This is a genomic window from Thermobacillus sp., from assembly GCF_003390775.1.
Lineage (GTDB): Bacteria > Bacillota > Bacilli > Paenibacillales > Paenibacillaceae > Thermobacillus > Thermobacillus xylanilyticus.
The window spans coordinates 25818-39282 of the sequence record NZ_QEWA01000043.1 but is presented as its reverse complement, the minus strand read 5'-3'; the positions used below and the strand labels follow the sequence as shown (position 1 = coordinate 39282).

12 protein-coding genes are annotated in these 13465 nt (G+C 62.1%); 8 read left to right on the top strand and 4 right to left on the bottom strand.

The annotated features are described in order from the left end of the window. Positions 1-40: 40 nt before the first annotated feature. Positions 41-751: a response regulator transcription factor gene (locus C6W55_RS12825; protein ID WP_015255521.1), complete on the bottom strand. Its 711-nt coding sequence runs from the start codon at positions 749-751 to the stop codon at positions 41-43. A 128-nt stretch (positions 752-879) separates the two neighbouring features. Between C6W55_RS12825 and trmL the strand changes: the two genes are divergently transcribed. Both trmL and C6W55_RS12815 read left to right on the top strand, forming a co-directional pair. Beyond that, complete coding sequence (gene trmL / locus C6W55_RS12820) at positions 880-1344, top strand: tRNA (uridine(34)/cytosine(34)/5-carboxymethylaminomethyluridine(34)-2'-O)-methyltransferase TrmL (RefSeq protein ID WP_286892968.1); 465 nt, start codon at positions 880-882, stop codon at positions 1342-1344. A 137-nt stretch (positions 1345-1481) separates the two neighbouring features. After that, positions 1482-1730, top strand: coding sequence for an AbrB/MazE/SpoVT family DNA-binding domain-containing protein (locus tag C6W55_RS12815; RefSeq protein WP_015255519.1), 249 nt, complete (start codon positions 1482-1484; stop codon positions 1728-1730). 235 nt (positions 1731-1965) lie between these two features. On the opposite strand, the gene C6W55_RS12810 is transcribed toward C6W55_RS12815, so the two are convergent. Continuing rightward, a complete protein-coding gene (locus C6W55_RS12810) occupies positions 1966-2769 on the bottom strand; it encodes a DUF2161 domain-containing phosphodiesterase (protein ID WP_286892966.1) in 804 nt (267 codons plus the stop codon). Positions 2770-3052: 283 nt separating this feature from the next. Here C6W55_RS12810 and C6W55_RS12805 point away from each other — a divergent pair, with 283 nt between their 5' ends. Next, positions 3053-4948 (top strand): PrkA family serine protein kinase, encoded by a 1896-nt coding sequence (locus C6W55_RS12805; RefSeq protein WP_286892964.1) that lies wholly within the window; start codon positions 3053-3055, stop codon positions 4946-4948. Positions 4949-4976: 28 nt separating this feature from the next. Here C6W55_RS12805 and C6W55_RS12800 read toward each other — a convergent pair whose 3' ends face one another. Beyond that, positions 4977-5864: a LysR family transcriptional regulator gene (locus C6W55_RS12800; RefSeq protein ID WP_286892962.1), complete on the bottom strand. Its 888-nt coding sequence runs from the start codon at positions 5862-5864 to the stop codon at positions 4977-4979. A gap of 122 nt (positions 5865-5986) precedes the next feature. On the opposite strand from C6W55_RS12800, the gene thrC reads away from it, so the two are divergent. Further along, the gene (gene thrC, locus C6W55_RS12795; protein WP_286892960.1) at positions 5987-7234 is read left to right on the top strand and encodes a threonine synthase; all 1248 of its coding nucleotides are present in this window, start codon (positions 5987-5989) and stop codon (positions 7232-7234) included. 42 nt (positions 7235-7276) lie between these two features. On the opposite strand, the gene C6W55_RS12790 is transcribed toward thrC, so the two are convergent. Further along, positions 7277-8725, bottom strand: coding sequence for a SpoVR family protein (locus tag C6W55_RS12790; protein WP_015255514.1), 1449 nt, complete (start codon positions 8723-8725; stop codon positions 7277-7279). 213 nt (positions 8726-8938) lie between these two features. Between C6W55_RS12790 and C6W55_RS12785 the strand changes: the two genes are divergently transcribed. The 4 genes from C6W55_RS12785 (at position 8939) to C6W55_RS12770 (ending at position 13429) form a co-directional block, all read left to right on the top strand. After that, complete coding sequence (locus C6W55_RS12785; RefSeq protein ID WP_015255513.1) at positions 8939-9955, top strand: globin-coupled sensor protein; 1017 nt, start codon at positions 8939-8941, stop codon at positions 9953-9955. Positions 9956-10072: 117 nt separating this feature from the next. Continuing rightward, positions 10073-11164: an FtsH protease activity modulator HflK gene (gene hflK, locus C6W55_RS12780; RefSeq protein WP_286892957.1), complete on the top strand. Its 1092-nt coding sequence runs from the start codon at positions 10073-10075 to the stop codon at positions 11162-11164. Beyond that, positions 11161-12030 carry a protease modulator HflC gene (gene hflC, locus C6W55_RS12775; protein WP_015255511.1) on the top strand — a complete coding sequence of 290 codons (870 nt, stop codon included), beginning with the start codon at positions 11161-11163 and terminating at the stop codon, positions 12028-12030. The genes hflK and hflC overlap by 4 nt, the downstream gene beginning before the upstream one ends. A gap of 181 nt (positions 12031-12211) precedes the next feature. Next, a complete protein-coding gene (locus C6W55_RS12770) occupies positions 12212-13429 on the top strand; it encodes an MFS transporter (protein ID WP_015255510.1) in 1218 nt (405 codons plus the stop codon). Positions 13430-13465 lie beyond the last annotated feature (36 nt).

Here is a 13465-nt window from a genome sequence, read left to right as displayed (position 1 = left end):
TCCCCTGCCGGAGCGAGGGCGGTTGCTTGTCGGAAGGCGCTCACGCCGTCGGCTCATCCGGCGGACCGGTCAGCTTGTAGCCTACGCTGCGCACGGTCATGATATACTCCGGCGAGCGGGCGTTCTTCTCGATCTTGTCGCGCAGATGGCTGATGTGGACGTCGACGATCCGGGTGTCGCCGACGATCGGGCAGTCCCAGACACCGTGCAGGATCTGCCGGCGGCTCAGCACTTTGCCGCGGCGGCGGCACATGAAGAGCAGCAGGTCGAATTCCTTCGGCGTCAGCTCGACCGGACGTCCGTCCAGTTCGACTTCGCGCGCGTCGGCGCGCACGGTCAGCCGGCCGATCCGGTGCACGCCTTCGCTTTCCGTCCGGGCCGGCTCCCCGGTTCTGCGGAAGATCGCGCCGATGCGCGCGATGAGCTCCTGCGGGCTGAACGGCTTCGTCATATAATCGTCCGCTCCGCCCGCAAGTCCGGCGATCCGGTCGGACACGTCGTGCAGCGCGGTCAGCATGATGACGGGCACTTCGTTCTTCTCCCGCCGCAGCCGGCGGCATACTTCCAAGCCGTCCATCCGGGGAAGCATCCGGTCGAGCACGATCAGATCCGGCCGGAAAGGTCCGAGCGCGTCGAAAACGGCTTCGCCGTCGGACACGCATCTGACGTCGTAACCGGCAAGCTGCAGATTGTATTCCAGCAGCGCGGCAATGGACGGTTCATCATCCACGACGAGAATGCGTCTGCGCACGTTCCATCCCCCTTCGTCGTCCGCTGTTTTCCATTATGGCGGCCGAGGTTGAGGGATGAATCAAAGCTGCGTTAAATCCATGTAAAAATCACGCGATCCGGCATAATGTTGAAAAGAGGAGGACCGGCATGCCGCTGCATATCGTGCTCGTCGAGCCGGAGATTCCGGCCAACACCGGCAACATCGCCCGTTCATGCGCCGCAACCGGCACGCACCTGCATCTTGTGCATCCGCTCGGATTCCGCACGGATGACGCGTCGCTGAAGCGGGCCGGCCTGGATTATTGGCCCGCGGTCCATGTGGAGCATCACGACTCGTTCGAAGAGGTGCGGAAGAAGTACCCGGACGGCAGATTTTTTTTCACCAGCACGAGGGCCGTGAAACGGTACACCGATTTCGAATTCCGGGACGGCGACTTCTTCGTGTTCGGCAAGGAGACGAAAGGGCTGCCGCAGGAGCTGCTCGACGCGAATCCCGAGATGTGCATGCGCCTGCCGATCACGGACAAGGTGCGCTCGCTCAACCTGTCGAACTCGGCGGCGATCGTCCTGTACGAAGCGCTCCGGCAGCTCGGATTTCCAAACATGAGGTAGACAGAATAGTTGCATGATATTAAGCAAAATTTTGGCTGGAGAAGGAAAAGCCGCTTCCTGATCGAAAGCTTATCGTAACGCAAGGTTTCTACAGATGTACAAGACAGACGGATACGGACACAGGAGAGGTGATATATGTGAAACCGGCAGGCGTTGTGCGCAAGGTCGACCAACTGGGACGCATCGTGCTTCCCAAGTCGCTGCGCAAGAGGTATCAGATGAATGAAGGAGATCCCGTGGAGATATTGGTGCAAGGCGACCACATCATCCTGGAGCGCTACCGGCCGCGCTGCGTGTTCTGCGGTTCGATGGACCAGGTCCGGGAGTTCAAGGAACGCTATCTCTGCGCGGCATGCATGAGCGAAATGGCTTCGCTTCGCAAGTGATGGAGAATACCCGCGAGCAGTAATTGAAGCTTCCCGAATGTCGGGAAGCTTCTTGTTTTTACAGGCCTTTCGTCTTGTCGTCGTTATACCCGGCCGTCAGGATCGGCACGATCATCAGCAGCATGACGATCATCACAATCCAGAAAGCGGTACTCATCGCGGACACCTCCAATAGCTTCCCTTATTATACCCGATTGCCGGACAAATGAAAACGAGTTCGCCTGTGAACATCTTGTTACGCGTCAGCCGGATCCGGGACGGCGGCGGATGCGGTTTCCGCGGCGAGCCCGGTCTCTGCGGCGAGATCGTTCTCCGCGGCGGCCGGCGCCCATGCCTTCAGGATGTCCGCATACTCCCGGAGCGCCTTCCGGCCTTCCTCGGCGAGACGGTACACGCCCTTCGCCGGATGCTCGAACCAGCCGTAGTGGTTGTCCCGCAGGATGTCGCCCGCCCGGGCGCAGCCGGCCAGTTCGCGCACGCGCCGGGGCGGCGCCTCGCCGCCTTCGGCGGCCAGCGCCCAGGCGCAGCGCAGCGCTTGTTCGCGGTACGCCGTCACCAGCTTGCGCTGCGTGCTGCCGCCGACGTTGTAGTCGCCGCTCCGCGCGGCAAACTCGGCCATGAGCCGCTCCCGCCGCTTGCGGCGGATACCCCGGAGCGGCGGTTCGCCCGGCTCGGCGAGCCATTCGACCAGCGGCGCCTTCGTCTTGAAGAACGTGACGGTCATAAGCCCGAGCCCAAGCCGGCGGCACAGCTCCGCGAGGTCGCCGAACCGCTGGCCCACCGCGCCGGATTTCTTCCGGTTCCGCTCGACGGCCAGGACGACGTTGTCGGCCAGCCGCTGGCGCTCGATGCCCTGCAGCAGCAGCTCGAGGTTGAACGAGCGCTTCAGTTCGACGATGACGGTCTCTTCCTTGCCGCCTTCGCCCCGCCGCACGGCGACAAGGTCGCAGTGCAGCACCTCGCTCTTCACCTCATAGCCCCGCGCCTCGAAAAAGGTCCGCACCGGCGCGTACAATTCGGTCTCGTGTCGGACGGCCACCGCAGTCGCTCCTTTCCGGTCCGTCAGATCCGTCTCCATGCGCGGCAAGCCCATTATACCACGATGCGCGCCGGCTGTAGGGAAACCAGTCGTTTTATGGGAGATTGATGAAGGAAATATGGAGCAATTTCGGTTCCGGCCATGCATATCTATGTATTACTGCGGCAGGCTCGGGGCAGTGTTCACCGCATGCGGGAACCATTCCGCGTGTCTGCATGAGGCTTCAGCGTCGGCCGGGGGCCGGCGCAGGGGCGGGCGGAATAGTCGAGGAGGAGGTGCGGCTGTGGATATTTTCAAACGGATCGCAGAATATAACGCCGAGAACGAAAAATTGGCCTGGTCCGGGACGTTCCGCGATTATATCGAACTGCTGCGCAAAGATCCATCGCCGGCCATGACGGCGCATGCACGGGTCTATGAGATGCTGAAATCCTATGGTGTGGAGGAAATAGACGGCCGTAAACGCTACAAATTCTTCGAACGCGAGATCTTCGGCCTGGATCGGGCGCTCGAACGGCTGGTCGAGGAATATTTCCATTCCGCTGCCAAGAGGCTTGACGTGCGCAAACGGATTCTGCTGCTGATGGGCCCGGTGAGCGGCGGCAAATCGACGATCGTCACGATGCTGAAGCGGGGGCTCGAGCAGTTCTCGAAGACGGACAAAGGCGCCGTCTATGCGATCAAGGGCTGCCCGATGCACGAAGAACCGCTTCATCTTATTCCGCACGAGCTGCGTCCGGAAATCGAGCAGGAACTGGGCGTCCGGATCGAAGGCAACCTCTGCCCGTCGTGCGCGATGCGGCTGAAAACCGAATATGGCGGCGACATCGAGAATGTCCTGGTCGAGCGGGTGATCATCTCGGAGGAAAACCGCGTCGGCATCGGCACGTTCAGCCCTTCCGACCCGAAGTCGCAGGACATTGCGGATTTGACCGGCAGCATCGACTTCTCCACCATCACGGAATACGGTTCGGAGTCCGACCCGCGCGCGTACCGGTTCGACGGCGAGCTCAACAAGGCGAACCGGGGGATCATGGAGTTCCAGGAGATGCTGAAGTGCGACGAGAAGTTTCTGTGGCATCTGTTGTCGCTGACGCAGGAGGGCAACTTCAAGGCGGGACGGTTCGCGCTCATTTCGGCTGATGAACTGATCATCGCGCACACGAACGAAGCGGAGTACAAGGCGTTCATCGCGAACAAGAAGAACGAGGCTCTGCAGTCGCGGATGATCGTCATGCCGATCCCCTACAATCTGAAGGTGTCGGAAGAGGAGAAAATCTACGCGAAGCTGATCGCCCAGAGCGACATGAAGCATGTCCACATCGCCCCGCACGCGCTGCGCGCCGCCGCCATCTTCACGATTCTGACGCGGCTGAAGGAATCGAAGAAGCAGGGCATGGACCTGGTCAAGAAGATGCGCATGTACGACGGGGAAGAAGTCGAGGGATTCAAGGAATCCGATCTGAAGGAGATGCAGGACGAGTATCTGGAGGAAGGCATGTCGGGCATCGACCCGCGCCATGTCATCAACCGGATCTCGAGCGCGCTCATCAAGCAGGATCTCCAGTGCATCAACGCCCTCGACGTGCTGCGCGCGCTGAAGGAAGGATTGGATCAGCATCCTTCGATCACGAAGGAGGAGCGCGATAGATATCTGAATTTTATCTCCATTGCCCGCAAGGAGTACGACAACCTCGCCAAAAAGGAAGTGCAGAAGGCGTTCGTCTATTCGTTCGAGGAGTCGGCGCGGACGCTGTTCGAGAACTATCTCGACAACATCGAGGCGTACTGCAACTGGACGAAGCTGAAAGACCCGCTCACCGGCGAAGAGCTCGACCCCGACGAGCGGCTGATGCGGTCGATCGAGGAGCAGATCGGCATCTCCGAGAACGCGAAGAAGGCGTTCCGCGAGGAGATTCTGATCCGCATCTCGTCGTACTCGCGGCGCGGCAAGAAGTTCGACTACTCCAGCCACGAACGGCTGCGGGAGGCGATCGAGAAGAAGTTGTTCGCCGATCTGAAGGATATTGTGAAAATCACGACCTCGACGAAGACGCCGGACGAAAATCAGCTCAAGCGGATCAACGAGGTGACGAAACGACTGATCGACGAACACGGGTACTGCCCGGTCTGCGCGAACGAGCTGCTGCGCTATGTCGGCAGCCTGCTGAACCGGTGAGGCCCCGCGAGTTCCTGCGGCGTGGTATTCACGCTACCACAGCGAGAATATGATCCAGACATTGGCGAGCCGCAGGCGACAGCGGCTCGTCTTGCCGTGTATAGAGGGCGATCGGATTGACGGCGTGGACGTCCGGCACATGGATGACAGCGAGCTCGCCCCGGGCCAGCTCGTCCCGCACTTCGAGGGCGGAGACGAAGGCGATGCCGCAGCCGGCCTTCACGGCGCGGAGCGTCTCGTACGGGCCGCTGGCCGTAAGGCCGACACGGGGCAGGCCGGCGTTCAGCGTCCGGCAGCAGGCCAGCAGCTTCTCGCGCGTTGAACTGCCTTCCTCACGGAGGACGAACGGATGCCGCACGACCTCGGCCAGGGGAACCGACCGGCCCGCGAGCGGATGGCCGGCAGGAGCGGCGAAGAGCATCTCGTCCTCGAGGAACGGCGTGCATGCCAGGCCGGCGGGCGCGGGACGGCCGCCGCCGACGACGGCGAAGTCGGCCTCGCAGCGGAGCAGCAGCTCGAACGCGGCCTTCGAGTTGACCGTCGTCAGCGACAGTTCGACCTGGTCGCGCCCGGCCTTGAACGCGGCGAGCGGTCCGGGCAGCAAATGGTTGGCCGGCAGCCAGGTGGCGGCGATGCGCACGCTGCCGGACTTGCCTTCCCGGTACTCGGCGAGCGTGCGCTCGATGTCGGCTTCCAGGCTGAACAGCCGCATGGCGCGTTCCGCAAGGAGGCGGCCGGCTTCGGTCAGCCGGACGCCGCGGCCGTCCGCTTCGAGCAGGGGCAGGCCGAGCTCGGCTTCGAGCTTCTTGATCTGCGATGTGACGGCCGGCTGGCTGATGCGGAGCCGTTCTGCGGCCCGCGTCACGCTGCCCGCTTCGGCAACCGCGCAGAACAGGCGGAGTGCGTGAAGGTTCATGGCGGCGGTCTCCTTTTGCAAATCATAACTTATGATTATGGAAACATTATAACAATATATTATACTTATCGTTCATTTTCCGCTATGGTTAAAGCAAAACCATGCGGGAGGCGGCGGAACAGATGGAGCTGGTCTGCATCGAATGCGGCAAAGCGCGGAGACCGGAGAACGTTTTTGCCATGAGCTGCGATTGCGGCGGACTGTTGGAAGTGAGGCAAGATTTCAGGCTGGCGGACGCGGAGCGGCTGAAGACGCTGTTCGATTGCCGGCTCGCGCTGCGGACGGGGCCTTACGCGAGCGGCGTCTGGCGGTACAAGGAGCTGATCGACCCCGAGCTGGAGGAGGCGCATATCGTCACGCGCGGCGAGGGCAACACGGGCTTGTACGACTGCGCGCCGGCCGCAAGCCACGCCGGCGTCCGGCGGGTATGGCTGAAGGCGCAGGGCGAGAACCCGAGCGGATCGTTCAAGGACAACGGCATGACGGCGGCCGTGTCGCGGGGCGTATTCGCGGGATATCGGGCGTTCGCCTGCGCGTCGACCGGCAACACGTCGTCGTCGCTGGCGATGTACGCGGCTTGGGCCGGCCTGCGGTGCGTCGTGCTCGTGCCGCCCGGCGGCGTTGCGGCGAACAAATTGATGCAGACGCTCGCTTACGGCGCGGAGGTGTACGGGATCGAGGGCGGGTACGATGCCGGCGTCAGACTGCTGAACCGCTGCGGGGAAGCGCTGGGGCTGTACGTGTGCAACTCGGTGAACCCGTTCCGGATCGAAGGGCAGAAAAGCATGATCATCGAGGCGGCGCACCAGCTCGGCTGGACGCTGCCGGACTGGGTCGTGCTGCCCGGCGGGGCGCTCAGCAACGCGTCAGCGCTCGGCAAGGGGCTGCTCGAGATGAAGGCGATCGGGCTGATCGGCAAGGTGCCGCGCATCGCGGTCGTGCAGGCGGAAGGGGCGAGCCCGTTCCACCGGATGATCGCCTCGGGCGGCGGGGAGCTCGTCCCCGAACCGGCGCCGCGGACGGCTGCCTCGGCGATCCGCATCGGCAATCCGCCGAGCTGGCGGAAGGCGGCGCGGGTGCTGCGCGATTGCGCAGGCGTGACCTGCGCCGTCTCAGACGAAGCGATCATGGCCGCGAAGCGCGTCATTGACCGGAGCGGCATCGGCTGCGAGCCCGCCGCGGCCGCGGGGCTGGCGGGCCTGAAGAAGCTGGCCGCTGAAGGCACGATCAGCAGGGACGAGACGGCCCTCGTCGTGCTGACCGGCCACATGCTGAAGGATGCGGACGCGCTCCGGGTGTCGGTGCCGGATCCCGGGCTTTCGCCGCTGGCTCCGGACGAACTCTTTTCCCGCCTGGCGGGTGTCCGCTAACCGAGAAAAAGGGCCGCGGCCTTCAAGCCGCAGCCCACTCCGTCACAAAAACCGGCGCGTTACTTTCTTCCCGTCGTAGCTGAACACGATCGGTTTGTCTTCGACGACGGTCTCGAGATGCACCGGCCGGCCCCAGAGCTTGTGCACGTAAGGCAGCGTCTTCTCGACGTATTTCAGATCAAGTTCGACGCCCTCGTAGCGGTGGGTCAGGTACAGCTCGCCCGCGCGGTTGAAGTCGCCGTCGGTGGCGACGATGTACGGGAAGCCGCCGTTCACCTTCGAGGTGACGAGCTGGTCGCGGATCGCCTCCCACGATTTGTCGGTGATCTTCCATTCCTGCCCCTTCTTCTCGAAGACGTACAGATCCAGCTCCTTCACCAGATCTTTCGTCAAATAGTTGCGCAGGAAGGAAATGTCCGAGTCGTTCTCGCGCACCTCGAAAATTTTCGCCCGTCCCTGGCCCGGCTTTCGTCCGAACCGCTCCTGTTCCTCCTTCGTCGGATTGTCCCAGCGCTTCTCGATGTCCTCGAATATTTTCAGTCCGAGGTAGTACGGGTTGATGCTGCGCCGCGAAGGCGCGGTCACGGCGGCGTTCAGCTTCGCGTACTCGATCGCCTCGTCGCTCGTCAGGTCCAGCTCCCGCACGATCCGCTGGTGCCAGTAGGAAGCCCAGCCTTCGTTCATGATCTTCGTCTCGATCTGCGGCCAGAAATAGAGCATCTCATCGCGCAGCATCGACATGATGTCGCGCTGCCAATCCTCCAGCACGGTCGAATATTCCTCGATGAACCAGACGACGTCTTTCTCCGGCTGGGGCGGAAAACGGCGCGGCGGTTCCGGTTCTTGCTGCTTCTCCCTGGTCCGCTCCTCCTCGTCCAGCTCCCACAGGTCATCGTACGGCGTCTTGCGTTCAGCGGCGCGCTCCGCCTCCCGCTCCATCTCCTTCTTCAGCATCTCGATGTACCGGTTCTTGTCGAGGCCGTACGGGCGGATCAGCGACGGATCGATATGCTCCTGGATCGCCAGCACGGCGTCGAGGAACTGCTCGACCTCACCGGCGCCGTGTTCGATCTCGTAGCGTCGGATGCGCTCGGCCGTCGCCGACATGCTCTCGACCATGTTCCGGTTCGACCGGCTGAAGCGGGCGTTGTTCTTGAAGAAGTCGCAGTGGGCCAGCACGTGCGCGACGATCAGCTTGTTCTGGATGAGCGAGTTGCCCTCGAGCAGGAACGCGTAGCACGGATTGGAGTTGATGACGAGCTCGTAGATTTTGCTCAGGCCGTAATCGTATTGCATTTTCATCTTGCGGAACATTTTGCCGAAGCTCCAGTGGCTGAAGCGCGTCGGCATCCCGTAAGCGCCGAACGTGTAAATGATGTCCGCCGGACAGATCTCGTACCGCATCGGATAAAAATCGAGACCGAACCCGCGGGCGATCTCGGTAATCTCGTCGATGGCCCGCTCCAGCGCCTTGATCTCGTCCTGATTCATGGGCGTTCCCCCTCCCGGTCGGGCAGTTCGGCTGCCGTCAGGCGGCGCCGTAGTACCCATTCTATGAATCCGCGCGCGAAACGTATGACGGGACAGACGCCAAAGTGCGAGCGAATGGTGGAACGTTCGAAAAATGGTGAAAATTGTCCCATTCTGGTCTATAATGGACCCGTCTGAATCCATAATGAACCAGTAAGAAAGGCGGGAAGCATCATGAAATTGTCGGCCAAATGGCAGCAAATGATGGATTACATCGGATTAACTGACGCAGACACGACGCTCTTGCACGGAAAGACCGCCGAGTTCGACAAAATTGCGGACGCCGTTACGGACGAACTGTATCGTCGCGTGACTGCCCGTCCGGAACTGAAAGCCATGATCGAACGGCACAGCACCATCGATCGGCTGAAGCAGACGCAGCGCGCCTATTTCATGTCCATGTGCACGGAGGGAATTGACGACGCTTACATTGAGCACCGGATGCGGGTCGGCCGGATTCATTCGCGAATAGGTCTTACGACGCATTGGTATCTGGGAACCTATATGATCTATCTGGATCTGGCAGTTGCGCATCTGCGCCAGGTCTGTCCGGATGATTGGATGGACGTGACGCTTGCGCTCTCGAAAATGTTCAACCTCGATTCGCAGATCGTCCTGGAAGTTTACCAGGAGGAAGAGAAGGCGAAAGTCGAACGGCTGGCGGAGGAGCGCGGCGGCATGCTGAGCGTCATCACGTCATCGGTGCAGGAATTGTCCGCGATGATGACCCAACTGGGCACGAGCAGCCGTTCGGCCGCCGACAACGCGCGGCAGTCGGTGCTCGCCCAGGAGCGCTCGGGCGCGTCGATCCGGGAGCTGGAACACGAAATTCACGAAATCTCGGAAATCGGCTCCGTCATGCGGGAGCTGTCGGACCGCACGCATCTGCTCGGGCTGAACGCGGCGATTGAGGCGGCCCGCGCCGGAGAGTACGGCAGAGGTTTCGAGGTCGTCGCGGGCGAAGTGCGCAAACTGGCCGCGTCGTCGAAGGAATCGCTGGATGAAGTTCATCGGAAGCTGGACCAGATCCGGCAGTCGATCCGGACGGCGGTCGAGATCTCGGAGCAGTCCGCCGAATACGCCGGCCGGCAGGCGGCGGTCGCGGAAGAGCTGAACGCCTATGTGCAAATGATCGAACGCGTGGTGGCGGAGCTGGAATCGCTCAGGGAAAGCGCGGTGGCGCAAGGCTGAGCGGCCGGTCCTGCCGGTCCTGCCGGTCCTGCCGAAATGTTCCGGCTTCCGATTGAAACGCGACAGGCCCCGAATCCGTATATTTGGGTGTGAATACAGGCAGCAAGGAGGGGGCATATGGAAGTCTACCAAGGCGGTTTGGACGGCAGGACGCGCAAGACGGTCGAGCTTCCGCCGGGATTCTGGAAGAAGATCGCGATCGGCGCCGTCGTCGTCCTTGTTCTGATCATCGGTTATACATCGTTCTATACGGTCGAGGAGCAGGAGCAGGCGGCCATCCTGACCTTCGGCAAGTATTCGGCGACGCAGGAGGAGCCGGGGCTGCATTTCAAGCTGCCGTACCCGATCCAGCAGGTGGTGAAGGTGCCGGCGAACCTGACGCAGAAGCTGCAGATCGGCTACCGTGAAGAAAGCGGACAGATCCGCACGGTCGAGGAAGAGGCGCTCATGATCACGGGCGACGAGAACATCGTGCATGCGGACGCCGTCGTGGAATGGAAAATTTCGGACGTGCGCGCCTATCTGTACAACATCGAAGATCCGGAGCGTTTCCTGCGCAACGCGGCCAGCAGCGCGATCCGCTCGGTCATCGGGTCGACGAAGCTCGATTACGCGATCACGGACGGCAAGACCGTCATCCAGACGGAAGTGAAGCAGAAGCTCGAAGAGCTGATGCGCCAGTACGACACGGGCATCTTCATCAGCGACGTGAAGTTCCAGGACATCGAGCCGCCGGAAGGCGAAGTGCAGCAGGCGTTCAAGGAAGTGACGAACGCCCGAGAAGAGAAGAACACGAAGATCAACCAGGCGCAGCGCTACGTCAACGACCGGCTGCCGAAGGCGCGGGGCGAAGCGCAGGCGCTTATCGAGTCGGCGGAAGCGGAGAAGCGTTCCCGCATCCTGAACGCGGAGGGCGACGTCGCGAAGTTCAACGCGATCTATGCGGAATATGTGAAGAATCCTTCGGTCACGAAGGAGCGGCTCGTGCTCGAGACACTCGAGCGGATTCTGCCGAACGCGAAGATCATCATCACGGACGGCAGCGGCAACACGGTGCAATATCTGCCGCTTGACCAGCTGCTGAACCGCTCCGGTTCCGGGAAATCCGGCGGTTCTTCCGGCTCGGCGTCCGGATCGTCGTCCGGTTCATCGTCGGGCGCGGCATCCGGCACAACGTCCGGCGCGACGGGAGGGGGAACGGAGCAATGAAGAAGCGCGGAATGTTTCTGATCGGGCTCGGCGTGCTGCTGCTCGTCATCGTGCTGTCCGGATCGATGTTCATCGCGAAGGAAGGGGAGTACAAGGTCGTGCTCCGCTTCGGCGAAGCGACGCGCATTCATACCGAACCCGGCATCAAGTTCAAGGTGCCGTTCATCGAATCCGTCCGGACGCTGCCGAAATACCAGAAAGTCTACGACAGCGAGCCGACGCTGATTCTGACGAACGACAAGAAGCCGATCTATGTGGACAACTACACGGTCTGGCGGATCAGCGATCCGCAGAAGTTCCTGCGTTCGCTGAATACGGTATCGAACGCGGAAAGCCGGATTTCCGACGCCGTGTACAACGCGGTGCGGCGGAAACTGTCGGAGATCGAATACGGCAACATTATCAGCGAGAATACGGCGCGCGGCGACCTGAACGAGGAAATTACCAAGATCGTCGCCGATGTCGCCGCGAATCAGGGCTACGGCATCGAAGTGATCGACGTCCGCATCAAGCGGACCGACCTGCCGCCGGAGAACAAGGAATCGGTCTATAACCGGATGATCTCGGACCGGCAATCGATCGCCGCGGGCTATCTGTCCGAGGGCGACGAGGAGTCGCGCAAGATTACGTCGAACGCCGACCGCCAGGCGAAGGAGCTGCTCGCCGAAGCCGAGGCGAAGGCGAAGAAGATCATCGCCGAAGGGGAGCAGGAAGCGGCCCGCATCTACAACGAAGCGTACGGGAAAGATCCGGAATTCTACGAGCTGTACCGCACGCTGGAAAGCTATGTGAAGACGTTCGAAGGCGAACCGGTCATCATGATGCCGATCGACTCGCCGTACGCCCGCCTGCTGCTGGGCGAATGATACGGGACATGCGAAAACGGCCGATCAGGAGATATTCTCCTGACGGCCGTTTTGGGTTGGCGGCGCCGGACCGGTTGGGTTGATCCATGAAACGTCGAATTCCGTCTGTTTATTTTCCGAGGCGTGTAGTAGAATGATGGGGAGTCGAATACTGCTTCGGGGAAAGGCAGACGGATCCGTCATGAGGAAACTGCGCGGCGCGCTGCAGCACATCAAGCTGGAACTTGGGCCGGACGCGTGGCACAATTTCCGGATCGATACATCGGCGTCGCTGCTGTTCGCTTTCTTCAATGTCGTCTACAACCAGTTCTACATTGCGATGGCCTTGCGCGCGGGAGCGACCGACTTTCAGGCCGGATTGCTCGCCGCGGCGCCGGCCGTCGGGCTGATGCTGTCGCCGGTATGGGCTTCGTTCATCGAGCGGTCGCAGCCGCGCCCGTACATGGTCTGGCCGAATCTGATCGGCCGCGCGTTGATCGTGCTGCCGGCGTTCTTCGGCGTGCCGGTCGTCTTCGTCGCGACCGCGCTGGTCTTCCAGCTGCTGATGGGGGTGCAGGCGCCCGCATACGCCGCGCTTATTCCGCGGATGTACCCGCCTCGCCACCGCGGCCGGCTCATGGGCAATGTCCGCGTCGCAATGGTCGTGCTCATGATCCCGATGGCCTACGCGGTCGGCCGGTGGATGGACGAAGCGGGGTCGGGCGGGCCGCTGGCGGCGGCGGCCGTGCTCGGCGTCCTGTCGATTCTTCTGTTCACGCGGATTCGGGAATCCGAGCCGGTGAAAACCTCGTCCGACCCGCCGCGGCGCGACGGACTCAAGGGCCAATGGCAGCTCGTGAGGGAGAGCAAGGAGCTGAGCCTGTTCCTGCTGGCCACGACGTTCACCGGCTTCTGCAACATCGCGGCCGGGCCGCTGTACCAGATCATCCAGGTGGACCGGCTGGCGCTCTCGAACGTGGAGATCGGCTATGCGCGGATCGTCTACTATGTCTTTCTGCTCGCGTCCTATTTCGTGGCCGGCTGGGTGATCGACCGGTATTCGGCGCGGCACACGGTGGTATACGGCCTCGCCGCGTTCGCGATCGTGCCGGTGCTGTACGCCCTGTTCGGCAATTACCCGGCCGTCCTCGCGGGCAGCGCCGTGCTCGCCATCGGCGACGCGATCTGGGACATCGGGTTCATGACCTACGTGTTCCGCCTGGCGCCGGGACGGGAGGCCGCAGCCTTCGGCCTGCACATGATGCTGTTCGGCATCCGGGGTACGATCGGCCCGATCCTGTCAACGGCGTTGTCCGGCATCGGCGTGCCGATGACCGCGCTGCTGGCCGCCGCCGCGCTGTTCGGCTGGATGGGCGTGGCGCTCTTCCTGCTCCTCGGCAGACGGACCCGACACGCATAAACGGAAGCCGCCGGCTTGCTGCCGGCGGCTTCGTAC